Source organism: Geobacillus sp. BMUD (assembly GCF_013096845.1).
In the GTDB taxonomy this organism is placed as follows: Bacteria; Bacillota; Bacilli; order Bacillales; family Anoxybacillaceae; genus Geobacillus; species Geobacillus vulcani.
In genome coordinates this window covers 16,159-33,610 of record NZ_SDLA01000010.1, presented here as the reverse complement: position 1 = coordinate 33,610, position 17,452 = coordinate 16,159, and the positions used below count along the sequence as shown (strand labels likewise).

Annotated in this window: 13 protein-coding genes; 3 read left to right on the top strand and 10 right to left on the bottom strand. The window is 52.4% G+C overall.

Features of this window, described 5'->3' with window-relative positions:
• Positions 1-13 precede the first annotated feature (13 nt).
• Positions 14-916, bottom strand: coding sequence for a formyltetrahydrofolate deformylase (gene purU / locus ETC05_RS11870; protein ID WP_171661064.1), 903 nt, complete (start codon positions 914-916; stop codon positions 14-16).
• Between the two features lie 265 nt (positions 917-1,181).
• Positions 1,182-2,417 (bottom strand): NO-inducible flavohemoprotein, encoded by a 1,236-nt coding sequence (hmpA, locus tag ETC05_RS11865; protein ID WP_171661063.1) that lies wholly within the window; start codon positions 2,415-2,417, stop codon positions 1,182-1,184.
• Positions 2,418-2,590: 173 nt separating this feature from the next.
• Here hmpA and nsrR point away from each other — a divergent pair, with 173 nt between their 5' ends.
• Both nsrR and speE read left to right on the top strand, forming a co-directional pair.
• Positions 2,591-3,055, top strand: coding sequence for a nitric oxide-sensing transcriptional repressor NsrR (gene nsrR, locus ETC05_RS11860; protein WP_171661062.1), 465 nt, complete (start codon positions 2,591-2,593; stop codon positions 3,053-3,055).
• A 279-nt stretch (positions 3,056-3,334) separates the two neighbouring features.
• Positions 3,335-4,210 (top strand): polyamine aminopropyltransferase, encoded by an 876-nt coding sequence (gene speE, locus ETC05_RS11855; protein WP_031409494.1) that lies wholly within the window; start codon positions 3,335-3,337, stop codon positions 4,208-4,210.
• 74 nt (positions 4,211-4,284) lie between these two features.
• On the opposite strand, the gene ETC05_RS11850 is transcribed toward speE, so the two are convergent.
• From ETC05_RS11850 to treP, 7 genes are all read right to left on the bottom strand, one after another.
• Entirely contained in the window at positions 4,285-5,463 is a 1,179-nt protein-coding gene (locus ETC05_RS11850; RefSeq protein WP_171661061.1) for an acyl-CoA dehydrogenase family protein, read from the bottom strand.
• Between the two features lie 128 nt (positions 5,464-5,591).
• Positions 5,592-7,091 (bottom strand): aminotransferase class V-fold PLP-dependent enzyme, encoded by a 1,500-nt coding sequence (locus ETC05_RS11845; protein ID WP_171661060.1) that lies wholly within the window; start codon positions 7,089-7,091, stop codon positions 5,592-5,594.
• Between the two features lie 119 nt (positions 7,092-7,210).
• A complete protein-coding gene (locus tag ETC05_RS11840) occupies positions 7,211-7,660 on the bottom strand; it encodes an acyl-CoA thioesterase (RefSeq protein WP_031409488.1) in 450 nt (149 codons plus the stop codon).
• A 271-nt stretch (positions 7,661-7,931) separates the two neighbouring features.
• On the bottom strand, positions 7,932-9,344 hold the full coding sequence (locus ETC05_RS11835) for a Na+/H+ antiporter NhaC family protein (RefSeq protein ID WP_171661059.1): 1,413 nt from the start codon (positions 9,342-9,344) through the stop codon (positions 7,932-7,934).
• Between the two features lie 195 nt (positions 9,345-9,539).
• Positions 9,540-10,253 (bottom strand): trehalose operon repressor, encoded by a 714-nt coding sequence (treR, locus tag ETC05_RS11830; RefSeq protein ID WP_171661104.1) that lies wholly within the window; start codon positions 10,251-10,253, stop codon positions 9,540-9,542.
• Positions 10,254-10,275: 22 nt separating this feature from the next.
• The gene (gene treC / locus ETC05_RS11825) at positions 10,276-11,967 is read right to left on the bottom strand and encodes an alpha,alpha-phosphotrehalase (RefSeq protein ID WP_171661058.1); all 1,692 of its coding nucleotides are present in this window, start codon (positions 11,965-11,967) and stop codon (positions 10,276-10,278) included.
• A gap of 116 nt (positions 11,968-12,083) precedes the next feature.
• Positions 12,084-13,499, bottom strand: coding sequence for a PTS system trehalose-specific EIIBC component (gene treP / locus ETC05_RS11820; RefSeq protein WP_031409479.1), 1,416 nt, complete (start codon positions 13,497-13,499; stop codon positions 12,084-12,086).
• 289 nt (positions 13,500-13,788) lie between these two features.
• On the opposite strand from treP, the gene ETC05_RS11815 reads away from it, so the two are divergent.
• Entirely contained in the window at positions 13,789-14,517 is a 729-nt protein-coding gene (locus tag ETC05_RS11815) for a MerR family transcriptional regulator (RefSeq protein WP_031409477.1), read from the top strand.
• Between the two features lie 429 nt (positions 14,518-14,946).
• On the opposite strand, the gene parC is transcribed toward ETC05_RS11815, so the two are convergent.
• Positions 14,947-17,391, bottom strand: coding sequence for a DNA topoisomerase IV subunit A (gene parC, locus ETC05_RS11810; protein WP_171661057.1), 2,445 nt, complete (start codon positions 17,389-17,391; stop codon positions 14,947-14,949).
• Positions 17,392-17,452: the final 61 nt, after the last annotated feature.

The following is a 17,452-nucleotide window of genomic DNA, read 5'->3' as shown; positions in this document are numbered from 1 at the left end:
CTCCCGCTTGGTCTCAATAAAACACGATCGTTTTGTTTTCGTGGATGATGACTCGGTCTTCCAAATGCCACCGAAGCGCTCGAGCGAGCACCGTTTTTTCAATCAGTCGACCGATGCGCTTTAAGTCGTCGGGATGATGGCGGTGATCCACACGGGCGACATCTTGTTCAATAATCGGTCCTTCATCCAAATCATCAGTGACGTAATGCGATGTCGCCCCGATCAATTTGACGCCGCGCTCATACGCCCGCTCATACGGACGCGCGCCAATAAAGGCGGGTAAAAACGAGTGGTGGATGTTGATGATCCGTCCCGGGAATTCAGCGACAAACGCCGGCGACAAAATTTGCATGTAGCGGGCGAGCACGATCGTATCGATCTGATAGTCGCGAAGCAGACGGATTTGTTCAGCTTCGGCGTCCGCTTTCGTTTCTTTCGTCACCGGAATATGCACATACGGGATGCCAAACGACTCGACCGTCTCGCGCAAGTCGGGATGGTTGCTGATAACAAGGGGGATGTCGGCGATCAGCTCTCCCGCCTGCCATTGCCAAAGAAGCTCCAGCAGACAATGCTCGGCTTTGGAGACAAAAATCGCGATCCGCCGAATATCGTTGTGCAACCGAAGCTGCCAACGCATCTGAAATTCAGCAGCGATCGGGGCGAACGCCGCCTCGATCTCTTCTTTTCGCTCGGCGATGTTCGGACAGTCGAACTCCAAGCGGAAAAAAAACGTCCCTCCCTCAGGGTCAGTCGAGTATTGGCTCGATTCAACGATATTGGCCCCTTGTTCGTACAGAAACGACGTCACCGCCGCGACGATGCCCGGGCGATCGGGGCAGGAAATAAGGATTCGAGCGCGTTGCTCGTAACCTTGCAAAAATGATTGCCAGCGATGTTGGCGAAATGTCGTCATACATTGTCTCTCCCTTTTCTTGCTTTTCCTTGCCATTCATCATACAAAAAATTCGTGAACTTGCCAACAGGGAAGATAACAACAGGCATCTCCCTTGTGTATGGAAGATGCCTAGGAGGCTGGTGATTTACTCGCGCAACCGTTTCTCGGAATTGTTTCTCAAGTAGAAAAAACTTGTTGCATCAGCCTCTATGTTCACGCGTTCAATCGCCGATCAAGGCAAACAGCGGTTTTTCACCGACCTTCTAGAGGCGAAACCCTTCTCTCAGTCTTTCGTCAAATCGCCGGCCGGACCGAAAAATTCGTAATGGATGTGCTCTTCTGGCACCCCCCATTGTTGGAGGGCATGATAGACGGTTTTCATAAACGGCACCGGGCCGCAGAAGTAAAAGTCTGCGTTTTTCACCGGGATCACCGATTGCATCCATGCAAGGTCAATCCGCCCTTCTTTGCCAAAATGCGGATGGCGGCGGTCCTCGTCGGACGGCGATTCATAACAAATATGATAACAAAATGAAGGGCGTTCTGCCAACATCCGAAGCTCCTCATCAAACGCGTGCACGCGGCCGTTGATGGCGGCATGGATGAACGTGGCCGGACGGTTCGGCTGTTGGATGGCCAACGTGTGCGCCATGCTTAACAGCGGTGTGATGCCGACGCCGCCGCTGATGAACACAACCGGCGTCGTTTTGGACAAATCAAGCGTAAACTCACCAGCTGGAGCGCTTAATTCAAGCACATCGCCCTCTTGGACATGATCATGCAAATAGTTGGAAACGATGCCAGCTGGTTTATCCGCTGTGGCTGCTTCCCGTTTGACGCTGATGCGGTAATACCCTTTTCCTGGAGCATCCGATAAGCTGTATTGACGAATATGCGTATACGTCTCGCCCGGAATCGACAGTTTGACGCTCACGTATTGACCCGGCAAATAATCGCTGATGGCCTTGCCGTCTTCCGGCTTCAAATAGAACGAGGTGATGACATCGCTTTCTTTCACCTTTTTCGCGATGATAAAGCGGCGGAAGTCACGCCAGCCACCGAATTTGGCTGCGGCCTCGTCGTAAAGCTCTTTTTCCACTTGAATGAAAATGGCTGCAATGGCTTCGTATGCTTCCGCCCAAGCTGCAATCACTTCGTCGGTGGCGGCGTCGCCAAGCACGTCTTTGATCGCCAGCAACAAATGCTTTCCGACGATCGGGTATTGTTCTGGTTTGATTCCTAAGCTGCGGTGTTTATGGCCAATTTGCCGCACAACCGGCAAAATAGCATCAAGCTGATCGATATAGCGCGCTGCTGCATACACGGCTGCGGCCAAGGCGCGTTGCTGCCGCCCTTGCTTTTGATTGGCGTGGTTAAACACATTCAGCAATTCAGGATGATTGGAAAACATGAGCTCATAAAACCGCTTCGTTATTTGTTCGCCATGTGTTTCCAGGATGGGCACCGTTGATTTCACAATTTCAATCGTTTTTGGATGCAATCTCGTTGTCGTTGTCATGATTTCATCCCCTTTTAAAACATGTATTTATAATACATCTTTTATTCAATCATGGGCGCTTGGAAAAAGCAATATTTGAAATACATCTTTAATAAATTGTTCACAATTCTCCGCTCGAATCAGGTGTGGTACAATAAAATCAAGAATGTCACTTAAAGGTTGTGTGAATAGCGATGCAGTTAACGAACTATACGGAATACGCCTTGCGCGTCCTCTTGTTTTTAGGCGCGCTTGATGAAGAAGAAAAAACGAACATCAAAGACATTGCCGCTTCCTTTTCCATTTCAGAGCATCATTTAAGCAAAATCGTCCATGAGCTTGGGAAGCTTGGCTATATTGAAACGATCCGTGGGCGCAACGGCGGAATCCGTCTCGCGAAACGGCCGGAGGAGATCGTCATCGGTGCGGTTGTTCGCGAAACAGAGGACAACTTGTCACTTGTTGAGTGTTTTGCCGCTCACGGCAATGAATGCATCTTGACACCGGTATGCCGGCTCCGCTTCGCGCTTCACGAGGCGTTAGAAGCGTTTTTGCGGGTGTTGGATGCGTATACGCTCGCCGATTTGCTTGAAGACCGCGCGTCGCTTCGTTCTTTGCTTTGGAGGTCACGTAACCAATCAATGCTCTCCGACATTTGATTCGGTCGGGGGATTTATTTTACTGTTTGGCAGGTACGCAATAACGAAGCATCGATCTGAAGAAAGGCGCAGGATGATGCGAAACGATGGGCGGCCTTTGTGCAGGATGTGACGGCAAGAACGATCATCCGTTGAAACAACAAAACTGGTCGTCAAACATGGACGGCGGGGATGAATACGTCCGGCGCCGGCTGATCATCTCCTTTGTTTGCTACATGGCGCAGAATATATTAAGATTAGAAAGGTGTGAAAACATCTGCATGACTAAAGGAGGTCACAATGAAACACGAAGGAAACGCTTTGCCACCTTACTTGCATATGGACAATGGGGAGCTTTGGCTCACCGAAGATGATCGTGACAACTTAAAAATCAGCTACCGTATCAAAGAGGTGATTTTTGCCGAGCCGTCTGAGTACCAGCATGTGATGATTTTGGATTCGTACGATTTCGGCCGCATGCTCGTACTCGATGGCGTCGTGCAAACGACCTCGATTGACGGCCATATTTATAACGAAATGATTTCGCACGTACCGCTGCAGTTTCATCCGCAGGCGAAACGGGTGCTCATCATCGGCGGCGGCGACTGCGGCGCAGCCCGTGAGACGGCGAAATATGCTCATCTTGAAGCCATCGACATGGTGGAAATTGATGAAAAAGTTGTCCGGGCGTGCAAAGAGCATTTGCCAGCCGTCTCCGGCAACCTATCGGATCCGCGTGTGCGGTTTATTTATGATGACGGCGTCAAGTTTGTGCAAGGGAAGGAAAGCGTCTACGACGTCATTATGATCGACTCGTCCGACCCAGTCGGCCCGGCGGAAGCCTTGTTTTCCCCGGAGTTTTACGCCGACGTCCATCGCGCGTTGAAAGCGGATGGGTTGATGGTCTGCCAAAGCCAGTCGCCGATTTTCCATCTGGATATTTTGAAGCGGACGTACCGCAATATTCGCGAACTGTTCCCGCATGTGCTTGTGTACACTGCCGTGGTGCCGACGTATCCAGGAGGGTTGTGGAGCTTTACGATCGGCTCGAAACGGCCGCTCCATTTTCCAGCGCAGACGACCATTCCAAATGACACGAAATATGTGAACGATGGGATCTTTCGCCAATGTTTCGCTTTGCCGGCATTTTTGCGTTCGGCGCTTGAGGTGGAATAACCGCTTGGCATCAAAAAAGCTGTCCCCCACAAAGCAGGGACAGCTTTTTTCGTGTTGCTGGAATCCGTTCTGTTTTATAGAGCAGGTGGGTTGTGAGACAAAGCCCGTTTGGCAAGCCATTGAAGCGTCAAGTCGTCAGCAGGCGGGTTGTGCAGCCCAGCACGGACGTCACGGTAATGCCGCTGAAGCGGATTGTCAGCAAACAAGCTTTGTCCGCCGACAATGCGCATCGCCCAATCGACGACTTCAAGCGCGGTATTGGTCGCGACCAATTTGGCCGTTGCCAACTCCTCTTTCATCTTCACCCGTTTGTCTGGATAACGGTCCCAGAAATCAGCGATCGCGTACAGAAAGTGACGCGCATGGGTGAGGCGCCATTCCATTTCAGCGATTTTCCGCTGCACTTCTGGCGTCGAGGAGATGGGGTGAGGCAGAGTATTAGGTCGGTACGTCTGCGCAAAGCGAAGCGCCTCATTGCGCGCCGCAATGGCGATGCCCAAGTAACAAGCCGGCACATGCAGCAGCCATCCTTGCGCTGGAGCGGCTTCGTTCGTTTCTCCGAGCGTCTCGACGAGCGCTTCTTCGTCAACAGCGACGTCTTCAAGAACAAGATCATCGCTGCGCGTCGCCCGCATGCCAAGCGTGTTCCACGTCGGCTCGATGCGAATGCCTGGAGCAGACATCGGCACGAGAAATTCACCGACCCGACCATCTTCCATTGTGGCGGAAATTAAGACGTAATCGAGCGCAGGAGCCAGTGACGCAAAGGCTTTTCGCCCGCGAAGTACAAAGCGGCCATCGCGAAAGACGGCCGTTGTTTCTGGTTTGCCCCCGCGCGCCGGGCTGCCTGTCGCCCGTTCGGAATGAGCGCTGTTGATGAGCACGCGGCGGCAAACGACTTCATTCGCCAAACGGGCGAGAATGGGCTCCGGCCAGCGGCGAAGCAAAAACAGACGCATGAGAATGCTGGCGTGCCAACCAAACGACAACGCCGTTGCCCCAGAACCTTGGGCGATCGTCTCTTGTACGAGCACAAGCTCATAGAGGGTCGCCCCTTGGCCGCCGTATTCGATCGGAATAGTCAAGGAAAGAAAGCCGGCCTCTTTTAGATCGGCAAAATCGGCAAATGGAAACGTTGCCTGTTCGTCATCATGCGCCGCCCTTTCCGCAAACCGTTCCGCCAGGCGACGCGCTTGGTCGTACAATTGTTGTTCCCGATCGGTCCGTACAAGCAAATGGTACAATTCATTCATCGGCTCTCCCCTTCTTTTTGTCAATATGCCTCTATTGTACCGGGTTTTGCCTAGGACTGAAAACAAAAATACACCGAAACGTGGCTGTCTCCGCCCTCAACCAGCTGATGAAGCGAACAGACGGGAGATTAAAAGAGAAAGAAGTGCCGGATGTACCGATCATCGTTGCGGTGAACGAACTCGTTTTTCGCCGCATCGTATTCATATTCTTCTTGCCAGCGGCGGCCATAGCGGACAATTTGGCGGATGGCGTGGATGATGGCATACACTTCCTCGTTCGTCATCGTGGGGTGGAGCGATAGACGCACCCACCCCGGTTTGGCGAGAGGATTGCCGTTTTTGACTTCTTGAAGCAACGCAGCGGATTGTTCCTTGTCGATGCCAAGCAAATAGTGGCCGTACGGTCCGGCGCAGGAACAGCCCCCGCGCGCTTGAATGCCGAAGCGGTCATTCAGCAGTTTAACAACAAGGTTGTAATGCAATCCATCTATGACAAACGAGATGATGCCAAGACGGTCGTCCCGATGTCCTTCAAGCACGCGAACGCCGGGAGTGCTTTTTAACGACGGCAAAAGAAGGGAAACAAGTTCTTTTTCGCGGGCGCGCATCTGTTTTACGTTCATTTGCTCTTTCAGCTGGATGGCCAACGCTGCCTTGATGGTTTGCCAAAACGGCGGCGTTCCGCCATCTTCGCGTTCTTCAATGGCTTGGATGTATTCATAGTTCCCCCACGGGTCGGTCCAATACACCGTCCCGCCGCCGGGGTGATCCGGAGCGTGCTGATGATAAAGCCGGCTGTCAAAGATGAGCACGCCGGCGCTTCCCGGCCCCCCGAGGAACTTATGGGGCGAGAAATAAATGGCGTCAAGCTGCTCCATTGGGTCGTCTGGATGCATATCGATGTGGACATATGGGGCAGAAGCAGCAAAATCGACAAAGCAAAGACCGCCGTATTCATGCATCAGTCTTGCCATTTGATGATATGGCGTCTCTAATCCCGTAACGTTCGAACAAGCGGTAAACGCCCCGATCTTTTGCGGCCGGTCTTTGTAGCGCTCCAACAACTCGCGCAAATGGTTGAGATCGACATCGCCATGGGCCGTCGGTCGAATCGTGATCACCTCTGCGATCGTTTCCACCCAAGGCAATAAATTGGAATGATGTTCCATATGAGTGACAAACACGACCGGTCGTTCATCATCAGCAAGTGACAGGCGGTGCTTCCACCGTTCCGGCACGCGCAGGCCAAGCAGACGCTGCAGCTTGTTGACGGCGCTTGTGGTCCCGGCGCCTTGCATGATCAAGACATCGTTTTTCCCGGCATGAACGTGCTGTTTAATCATTTCTTTTGCATAGCGATAGGCAAGCGTCGTTTTTGTCCCGGTTACATTGGATTCTGTATGCGTATTGCCGACAAATGGGCCAAGCTCGTGCGTTAGTTTCTCTTCAATCGGTCGGTACAGCCGTCCGCTGGCTGTCCAGTCGGCGTAAATAAGCCGTTGTTCGCCAAACGGGGTGGAAAACGGTTGAAGGCGGCCGATCGTTCCTTCGCGAAACGGCTGAAAGTACGTCTCGAGCTCTCCACGGCATGTATACACAGCATTGCCGATCGCAGCGTGAATGGTCATGTTTGTTCCCCCTTTCCGCCATTTCGTTTTATTTACAAAGTATGTCACCTCCGGCGGTTCGGTCCAAAAAAACGCGGGAAAGTTGAAAATGAAAAATCCGACGTACAGGCGGATGATATTCACTCCCTTTTTTTGCACGATGACGGTGAAATCGTTTCCTCGACGGACGGCACAAGGTATTCAGCAAGCATGGTCCGCAAGTCATCAGGCAACGGTTCGCTCGTTTGGGTTTGGAAATTGAAATGGACAACGGCTGCTTCTCCGATGGCGATCAATCTTCCTGTTTCCTCTTCCATGATGCGGTGAATGCATTGAAAGCTTTTATTGCCGATCCGAGAGACATTGGTTTCTACGCGCAATCGTCGTCCGAAAAATCCTTGGTTGACAAAATCACACTTGGTGGATGCTAAAATAAAATGCCAGTCGTGCGTTCGTCCGCCGTAACGCAATTCATCAAACAGGCGGGTGCGCGCTTCTTCCAAATAAATAAAATAACTGATGTTACTTAAATGTCCGAGCGCATCAGTTTCACAAAAGCGTGGGTTGACGGTAATGATGTGCGTCTTCATTTCTCCCTCTTCCTTTCTTGCTTTTTTGCCTCTTTCGCCTACAAACATTCGTTTGGGGGCATCGGGCGTGACCAAGTTGGATTTGTAGCTACCAACTAGTCAGTATGTTGTTTTTATGATACTCTGATTTGTTTGTGTTTTCAATGGTTGGTTTTATTGATTATTTAGAACATTGTTTATTCTTCTAAAAAAGTAGGGACAGTGAGCAATCCCGACCTGTTCACGTATTGGGAAGCCTGAAAAAGACTGGCCGGCGGCGCGTTCCGCTGGTTCATGGCATCCAAAGCGGCAAAAGAACGTATCCAACGAGCGACGCGCCGGCGCAAAGGAGAGAGATGCGCAGTTTATATTTCGCATAGCTCATCAAGTCCATATCCATAATGGCTGCGGTTGTAATCGTCGTATCACCAAGCGGAGAAGCAAAGGCGCCAAACGTTCCGCTCGCAAATACAGCGCCGACCGTCACCTCAATCGGCGCTCCGGTCGCATGCGCAAGCGTGACGCCAAGCGGCATGAAAATGCCCCACGTTCCCCATGAGGAACCGATAAAATACGACAGAAAGGATCCGGCCAAAAACACAGCTGCTGGCACGAGTGCACCTGGAAGCCATGTGCCGAACGTCGACGAGACGTAATCCGCAAATCCAAGCTCCCCTGCTACGGATGAAACCGCCCAGACAAGAACAAGCATGCCGATCGGCGCCATCATTTCGTTACCCCCGGCAAAAAAATGGTACGTCAGCTCTGAAAGTGATTGTCGGCGCCACAAATAAAATGTCATCGACAAAAGGATGGTCACAAACAACGCCAACAGCATCGCCCATGTCGCATCGGCTGCCGAAAACGCCTCAAGCCAACGGCTTGCTCCGCGCCGCCGACCGTCATAGACAAAAAAGGCAAACGTCAAGCCGAGCAAGAGCGCCAACGGAACGAATAAATGAAGCGGCTCTCCGCTGATCAGCGCCAGCTCCTTGCGCAACCCGAGCCCGTGCAGTTCATTCGTTTCCCCTTCTCCTTTTTTCGCCCGCGATTTGCCGATCCGGACGTTCAACATCGTCGTCAGCAACCCGACGGCCAGAGCGACAATGGCAAACAAGTTGTACGGCAGGCTGCGCACAAACACGTCATACGGCGATTCAGCAATGTCATTTTGCGCCAGCGCCGCGGCGACAACAGAAGTCATAAAGCCGACAAACGCCGTTGCCGCTGGCAAAAGCACGATGATGGGTTCGGTTGAGACATCGATCATATACGCCATACGGCGGCGGTCGATGCGAAATTGGCGAAGAACCGCTTTCATCACCGGTCCAAGGAGCATAATGCGAAACATCGGCATAAAAAACGTCACCGGCACTGTCAGCCAAACAAACAACAAAAGCCCCCGCTTCGAGCGGATGCGGCCGGAAAGCATTTCAACAAACCCTTTGATCCCGCCGGTAATTTGCATCATGCCGACAAGAGAGCCGAACAAATATAAAAACGCCGCCACTTTCATATGTTCCGAATCCGTAAGAGCGTGAAGTATGGTGGAAACGGCGCGCTCAATCGCGCCAACAGCCGACCACTCAAGGCAAAACGCCCCAATAAGCAATCCCGCCACAAGGCCGGGCAAAATTTCTTTCAACCATATTGCCAATGGAATGATGAGCAAAAAAGGCAACAGAGACCACCATGTTCCTTCCACGTCGGCGCCCCCCTTCACGTACTGTTGTTACCAAGAAGGATAGCCATAATGTAGTTTTTTTATGATTTTCATTGATGATTTAGAACATAGTTTTACTTATGTAAATGGTTTGTTCGCCGCAGAAAGAGGGACAAACAAAAAAGCCGCGCTGCGGTTTGCAGCGTGGCCTCTCTCGAACCAGCTTCCCCAACGTTGTCATTTCCGACGGGCAAAATCAATGAAACGAAACTTATCCAGCCGATGCCGCGATTCCGTATATTGAAACAGCGTGGCATCGCTTAAGTACACGTAGTTTTTTACGACCACGACGCGGTCATCGCCGTTTAAGTCCAAATAGCGGCGATCCTCGTCCGTCACCCCATCAATGGACATTTCCTTTTTGGCAAAGCTGATGGGCAAATGCAGCTTCGTTTCCAAGTATTCATAGATCGAGTCTTCGCAAATCTCTTTCGTCAATAGCGGCACATGCTTTTTCAAAAAGAAATCCTTATCCAAAATAATCCGCTCTCCGCCAATTTCCCGGACGCGCACGACTTTCCACACTTCGTCTTTGCTTGAGGCGCGCAGCTGCTGCTTGAGCTCATTATCCGGTTTGATGACCGCCAGTTCATGCACGGTCGTCCGCACCGGCTGCTTCATCGTCTGCGCTAGTTCTTTAAAGCTGACCAATCCGGATACGGGAAAGTCATATTTGCCGACGTCAAGGACGATGGATCCTTTCCCTTTCATTTTTTGGATATAGCCGTGCTCGGACAATAAATTGAGCGCTTTGCGAATCGTCTCGCGCGACGTCTCATATCGGGCGGCGAGCTCGTGTTCTGATGGCAGCTTGTCGTACGCCTTCCATTCTCCGCGGCGGATGCGGGAAATGAGGTCATGGTAAATGGTTAAATATTTGTTTTCATGCATAAGAATCACCGCTTGTATTGTATCACGGCCGGCGCAAAAGATAAACAACCGATTCGTATGGGCGCAGCCGCATGCGGCGGAAATCGGTCGGTGCGTCCGAATAATTGGCAAGCAGCAGCTCTCCTGTATAGCCATCGGCTCCTGCTTCTCTCGGCAGCGTGAACGTCGTTTCAACTGGATAAAAATTGTTGACAACAAGCAGTTTTTCCCCATCGCCATGACGCATATAGGCGAAAAGATGCGGATCATCCGCAAGCAGCAGCTCATAGCGGCCGGTTGTAATGATGTCATACTGTTTGCGCAGCTCAATCAGCCGCTTATAGTGGTAAAAAATCGAGTCATGGTCGGCGAGCGCCTGTTTCACGTTAATGCGCCGGTAGTTGTCGGCGACGCGAATCCACGGCGTCCCGGACGTGAAACCGGCATGCGGGCTGTCATCCCATTGCATCGGCGTGCGGGAATTGTCGCGCGATTTTCGCTGCAAAATGTCCATCACTTCTTGCTCACTTTTGCCTTGCGCTCGCAAAATCCGGTACATGTTGAGCGACTCCACGTCGCGGTAGTCGCGAATATCCGTGAATTTCGGGTCGGTCATGCCGATTTCTTCGCCTTGGTAAATGTAGGGGGTCCCTTGCATCAAATGAATTGTCGTCGCCAACATTTTGGCTGATTCTTTCCAATACATCCCGTCATCGCCATAGCGCGACACGATGCGGGGCTGATCGTGGTTGCACCAAAAGAGCGCATTCCACCCCCCGCCTTCATACATCCGGACTTGCCATTCGGACAAAATGCGTTTTAAAGCCAGAAAGTCAAACGGGGCGACCGCCCATTTTTCCCCGTTCGGGTAATCGACCTTCAAGTGATGGAAGTTAAACGTCATATTGAGCTCGTGGTTTTCCGGGTTCGTATACCGGACGCAATGATCGATCGTCGTCGACGACATTTCCCCCACTGTCATGATGTCGTATTTGGAAAACACCTCTCGATTCATTTCCTGCAAAAACTCATGAATGCGCGGTCCGTCCGTATAAAAGCGGCGCCCGTCCCCCGGCGGCACCGAACCGTCGTCATCCGGGAAGCGCTGATCTTTCGACAACAAGTTGATGACATCGAGTCGAAAGCCGTCCACTCCTTTTTTGAGCCAAAAATGCATCATGTCATAAATGCGGCGGCGCAGCTCTTCGTTTTCCCAGTTCAAGTCCGCTTGTGTCACATCGAACAAATGCAAGTAATATTGGCCGGTTTGTTCGTCGTATTCCCACGCCGAGCCGCCGAATTTCGACTGCCAGTTGTTTGGCGCTCCGCCGTCCGGTTTCGGGTCGCGCCAAATGTAAAACGAACGGTATGGGTTCGTTTTCGAAGAGCGCGCCTGCTGAAACCATTCATGGTCGGTCGAGGTATGGTTGACGACCATGTCCATCACCAGCTTCATGCCGCGCGCGTGCACTTCGTGAAGCAGACGGTCAAAATCGTCCATCGTTCCGTATGCGGGATGAATGCGGAAATAATCGCTGATGTCATAACCGTTGTCGCGCTGCGGCGACGCGTAGATCGGCGTCAGCCAAATGACATCGACGCCTAGTTCTTGTAAATAATCGAGCTTCTCGATCACGCCCGGCAAATCGCCGATGCCGTCTCCATTCGTGTCGCAGAAGCTTTTCGGATAAATTTGATAAACGACTGCTTTTTTCCACCAAGGGATTGTTGGCATCTCTCTTCACCTCGTTCATCAGGATAAAAACATACCATTGGCATCGGCGGCCAATGGTATGGACGGGAAATGGATGATTTCACACATCGCTCTCTGGCTTCCACACACGGCAATCATTAGCGGGCGGCTTTGCGCACTTTCCCAAAGACAAATGTCAGCGCAAACGGCACCACAATCGCGATCGCCATGCCGATAAAGAACGGCGTCCACTTTTGCGGCACGATCGACAAGAAACCCGGCAGGCCGCCAACCCCGATCGACGGAGCGATGACTTTATTGAGCGTAATAAACATGCCGGCGATCGCCGCTCCGGTCATCGCCGCGATAAACGGGAAGCGAAAGCGCAAATTGACCCCGAACATCGCTGGTTCCGTGATGCCCAAGTACGCGGAAACAGCTGAAGTGAACGACAAACCGCGCAGCTTTTCCTCTTTCGCAACAAACATCATCGCCAACGCCGCCGAGCCTTGGGCAATGTTTGACATGACCAAAATCGGCCAAAGGAACGTGCCGCCGGTATTGGCGATCAGCTGCAAGTCAACCGGCAAGAACGTATGGTGCATCCCGGTGACGACAAGCGGCGCATACAGCGCTCCATACAACAATCCTCCAAGCGCCGGAACCGTGTCAAAAATCGTGACAAACAAGTGGGTAATGGCGTTGCCGATCGCAAACGTGATTGGCCCGATGGCGATGAACGCCAAAAAGCCCGTAATGAGCAACGCAAGCGGCGCGACAAGCAACAGCTGAAACGCATCGGGAATGCGCTTGCGCAAAAACAGCTCCAGCTTTGCCAGCACGTAGGAAGCCACCAACACCGGCAGCACTTGCCCTTGGTAGCCGACTTTTTGCACTTCAAAGCCGAACAAGTTCCAAACCGGAATCTCTCCTTTTTCTTTCGCCGCTCCCCAGCCCCAAGCGTTGAGCAAATCGGGGTGGACGAGCATCAAACCAAGGACAATCCCCAAGAGCGGGCTGCCGCCAAATTTCGTCACCGCTGACCAGCCGATCAACCCAGGCAGGAAGACAAACGCCGTATTGGCGATCAAGTTGATCATGTTTGCCAAATCGGCCCATTCTTTGTGCACCTCGACAAAGGATTTCCCTTCGTAAAAAATGCCTGGGCCTGTCAACACGTTGTTAATCCCCATCAACAAACCAGCCGTCACGATCGCCGGCAAGATGGGAATGAAAATATCAGCCAGCGTCTTAATGGCTCGCTGCAGCGGATTGAGCTTCGCTTCCGCCGCATCTTTGATCTCCTGCTTCGTTGCCCGACCGATGCCGGTCAGTTCAATCAGATCATCATACACTTTATCGACAAGCCCTTGGCCGATGACGACTTGAAACTGGCCGTTTGCGGAAAACGACCCTTTGACGACATCGATGCGCTCGAGCGCTTCCTTATTGACTTTTCCTTCCTCTTTGAGCGCAAACCGAAGCCGGGTCACACAATGTGTGGCGGCGACGATGTTGTCCTTTCCGCCGATGGCTTCGACAATTTGCGCAGCTGCTTGTTGGTATGCCCCCATGGATGAACGCCTCCCTTTTCTCACAATCGCTATTCTTAAACTAAATCGCTTTCAGCAACCGGTTGCAAAAAAACTTGTATATACAACTCGACTTCATTTTATCCTGTATATACAAGTTTGTCAATGATTTTTCGACTAAAACTGTGATATTTCGACATTTCTTGTTTGTTTTTTTCTATTTTCCACTTCTTTTGTTATGTTTTGTCAAGCGGCAGGAAAATCAATGACCAAGTAGGAAAATAAAACATAAAATCAATGCCCAAAAGACGAGAAAGGATGAGGGAATGCGATGAAAACCTATACACTTCGCGAAGCAGCGAAAAAAATCGGGGTGACGGCCCGTGATTTGAAACAATGGGAAAAACAGTTTGCGGAATCAATCGTCGTCCCACGCACAACCGAGGGAGCACGCATCTACACCGACGAGCTGATCGACCGGTTTCGCCATATCCGCACTTGGCTTGAGGACGGACGCCATCCACGCGAAGTGGCTGAAATGATCAGGCAAAGGGACGATCAACCTGCAGAGCGAGCCAACGAGTCAGCCGCTCAAGTGGAAACAGCCGTCATGGAAGGGGAAATCATCGATGTGCCCCGCCTGCTGCATCAAGGGATGCCATACATAGCCGAGCAGTTGGCGTCTCGCTTAAAAGACGATATCGTCGACGCCTTGAAACAGGAAACGACAGCCACGGTCCGGCAAGCGATGGATGAGGTGAAAGGCCGCCTCGACTACATCCAGGAGCAAACGACGGCAGCTGCCGAAACGGTGCGCCGTTCGCTCCGCGATTATGAAGACGCATGGCAGCAAAAAACGGAACAGCTGCATGAACATTTGGAAACAGTCGTCGCGTTCTGCCAGGAGGAAAAAGCAAGACAGGAAGAGGAGCGAAAACAGCTCGAACTGCGCATTTTGGAGCGGGAAAAAGCGTTTCGCGAGCTCGTGTTGTCGTTCCGGCAAACCGCTGTCAGCACGAGCGCTGCTCGAACTCGGAACAAATGGTGGAAGTTTTGGTGAAGATGATCTTTGGACAAGGACACCCGTTTTGATGCGCCATACCTCCTTCAAAAAGCAAAAAGGACCCCGCGTTTTGGCGGGGCCTTTTTGGTCATATTCGCCGGCGTTCGCCGCATGTCGTTTGATGGCTTCGATCAAGCGTGCTTCTTCTTGTTTGCTGGCATGGAGGCGGGCGCCATAATAGTGGGATGCCGCCAAACGGCTTTTCCCATACAAGCTGGCCGCGAACCTTAAAGGAAGACCGTTCGGCGCCAATGACCCTTCCATGACGATCCATCATGGGAAAGTGGGAGGCGTCTTTCCCCTTCCAACTTCATTCATGCGGACTTATATCATGAATCAAAACGCTGTATTTAGCATCGGCTGTGCGCAGGTCGGCCGGGAGTGGCCGGCCAAACTGATACCGGAACGGTTCTTGACGTTTGAATCTCATCCTTCTTCCCCTTTTCCAAGCAGCTTCGCCGGCTCTTTCCAGACGTCAACCACCAACCCGGCTTCGTCAGTGTCAACGACAAACGAACCCGTGCTGTAGCGGTCGGAGAGACGGAGGGATGCAGCTTCGATCGTCTCGACCACCCCTTTTTCCGTTCGCAATCCGACCATTTCCTCGTCACCACGGACAAAGACGGCGCCGACAACTCGGTGCGGATTGGACTTCACTTCGCGTACAATCACAACGCCGCGCTTCGCCCGTGAGGACGGCTCAAACTCGCTCATCGCCACTTTTTTCACCGCTCCGCGCTGCGTGACGACGACGAACGAGCCCCCCTCTTCTAGGCGAACGGGGCACGCGGCGGCGACAAAGTCCCCTTCTTTCAATTGAATCCCTTTCACTCCGGCAGCACGCACGCCAACAAGGCTGATCTCCTCCTCGGCAAACAAGAGCGCATGTCCATCATGCGTCGCCAGCCAAAGATGGCCGCATCCATCCGTTGCGTAGACGGCGATGACGTCATCATCCTCTTTCACATTAACGGCCACAAGCGGGCGGGTGTAGCGCTGCACTTGGTATTGAGCGAGCTCCGTTCGTTTTACGAGCCCTTGTTTCGTCACAAAGATGAGCTGCTCCCCCGTGTCAAAGGAAGAGACTGGAACAGCGGCGACGAGTTCATCGTCGCGTTCAAGCGGAATGAGATGGGAAATGTGCTGGCCGACCTCTTTCCAACGAATGTCAGGGAGTGTATGCACCGGGCAGTATAAATAGTAGCCGCGGCGGGTGAAAAGCAAGAGCACATCGGTCGTATTCATCTCAAGCTGGGCGAGCAGCCGATCCGTTTCCTTCATGCCCATGTCTTGGCCGTTTGAGGCGCTGTATGAACGATAGCTCGTCCGCTTCACATATCCTTCTTTTGTCACGGTGACGATCACGTCTTCCGCCGGAATGAGAGCCTCCACCTTTACTTTCAGCTCTTCAATCTCCTCTTCAATCACCGTCCGCCGCTCGTCGGCATATTGCTTTTTCATCGCCTTCAGCTCTTTTTTGATGACGCCAAGCAGCTTCTTTTCATCGGCGAGAATCGCCGTAAGTTCCGAAATCGCTTGATCCAATTCTTCCGCTTCTTGACGCAGCGCCGTAATGTCCGTGTTTGTCAACCGGTACAGCTGGAGCGTCACGATCGCCTCGGCCTGCGCTTCGGTGAATCCGTAAAGAGCCATCAGCCGTTCTTTGGCGTCGCGCTTGTCGCTTGAAGCCCGAATCGTCGCAATCACCTCATCCAAAATGGAAAGCGCCCGAATCAAACCATCGACGATGTGCTTCCGCTCCTTCGCCTTTTTCATCTCAAAATGGGAGCGGTTCGTGACGACCTCTTTCCGATGGGCGATGTAGGCATCCAACAGCTCCGGCAAACTCATCAGCTTCGGCCGGCGCTCATGGATCGCCACCATGTTGAAGCTGTACGGCACTTGCAAATCCGTGTTTTTGTACAAGTAGCTGAGAATCGCTTCCGCATCGGCGTCTTTTTTCAATTCGATGACGATCGACAATCCGTTCCGATCCGTTTCATCGCGGACATCGGCGATCCCGTCAAGCTTTTTGTCGAGGCGAAGCTCGTCAATTTTTTTCACTACATTCGCTTTGTTCACTTCATACGGCAGTTCCGTGATGACAATGTGCTTTTTCCCGCCTTTCGCCTGCTCGATGGCGGCTTTCGCGCGGATGATGATTTTCCCACGGCCGGTTTCATACGCCTTGCGAATCCCGTCTTTCCCTTGGATGATGCCGCCGGTCGGAAAATCGGGGCCGGGAAGAACGGTCATCAGCTCATCAACGGTGCAATTCGGTCGGTCGATCCGCATCAGGACAGCGTCGATCACCTCGCCAAGCGCATGCGGCGGAATGTCGGTCGCATAGCCCGCCGAAATCCCGGTCGAGCCGTTGACGAGCAGATTCGGAAACATCGCCGGCAGGACGGTCGGCTCGTCGGTTGTGTCGTCAAAGTTGGGGACAAACGCGACCGTTTGTTTGTCAATGTCGCGAAGCAATTCAGCGGCAATCGCCGACAGGCGCGCTTCCGTGTAGCGCATCGCCGCCGGCGGGTCGCCGTCGATGCTGCCGTTGTTGCCATGCATTTCAATAAGTACGTTGCGCAGCTTCCACTCTTGGCTCATCCGCACCATCGCTTCATACACCGATGAATCGCCGTGCGGATGAAAGTTGCCGATCACGTTTCCGACCGTTTTCGCCGCCTTGCGAAACGGCTTGTCAGCCGTGTTGCCATCGATGTACATCGCATACAAAATGCGGCGCTGCACGGGCTTCAGCCCGTCCCGCGCATCCGGGAGCGCCCGATCTTGGATAATGTATTTGCTGTAGCGTCCAAAGCGATCGCCCAACACATCTTCTAAAGGCAATTCCAACAATCGCTCTGCCATGCTCTCTCTCCTTTCTTACAGGACGTGAACACCAAAAAAGGCGGCGCCTTTTCACGCCGCC

Bases quoted from the DNA above. Each gene is read 5' to 3' on its own strand.
- purU (WP_171661064.1), bottom strand. From the start codon at position 916: ATGACGACATTTCGCCAACATCGCTGGCAATCATTTTTGCAAGGTTAC.
- hmpA (WP_171661063.1), bottom strand. From the start codon at position 2,417: ATGACAACGACAACGAGATTGCATCCAAAAACGATTGAAATTGTGAAA.
- nsrR (WP_171661062.1), top strand. From the start codon at position 2,591: ATGCAGTTAACGAACTATACGGAATACGCCTTGCGCGTCCTCTTGTTT.
- speE (WP_031409494.1), top strand. From the start codon at position 3,335: ATGAAACACGAAGGAAACGCTTTGCCACCTTACTTGCATATGGACAAT.
- ETC05_RS11850 (WP_171661061.1), bottom strand. From the start codon at position 5,463: ATGAATGAATTGTACCATTTGCTTGTACGGACCGATCGGGAACAACAA.
- ETC05_RS11845 (WP_171661060.1), bottom strand. From the start codon at position 7,091: ATGACCATTCACGCTGCGATCGGCAATGCTGTGTATACATGCCGTGGA.
- ETC05_RS11840 (WP_031409488.1), bottom strand. From the start codon at position 7,660: ATGAAGACGCACATCATTACCGTCAACCCACGCTTTTGTGAAACTGAT.
- treR (WP_171661104.1), bottom strand. From the start codon at position 10,253: ATGCATGAAAACAAATATTTAACCATTTACCATGACCTCATTTCCCGC.
- treC (WP_171661058.1), bottom strand. From the start codon at position 11,967: ATGCCAACAATCCCTTGGTGGAAAAAAGCAGTCGTTTATCAAATTTAT.
- treP (WP_031409479.1), bottom strand. From the start codon at position 13,499: ATGGGGGCATACCAACAAGCAGCTGCGCAAATTGTCGAAGCCATCGGC.
- ETC05_RS11815 (WP_031409477.1), top strand. From the start codon at position 13,789: ATGAAAACCTATACACTTCGCGAAGCAGCGAAAAAAATCGGGGTGACG.
- parC (WP_171661057.1), bottom strand. From the start codon at position 17,391: ATGGCAGAGCGATTGTTGGAATTGCCTTTAGAAGATGTGTTGGGCGAT.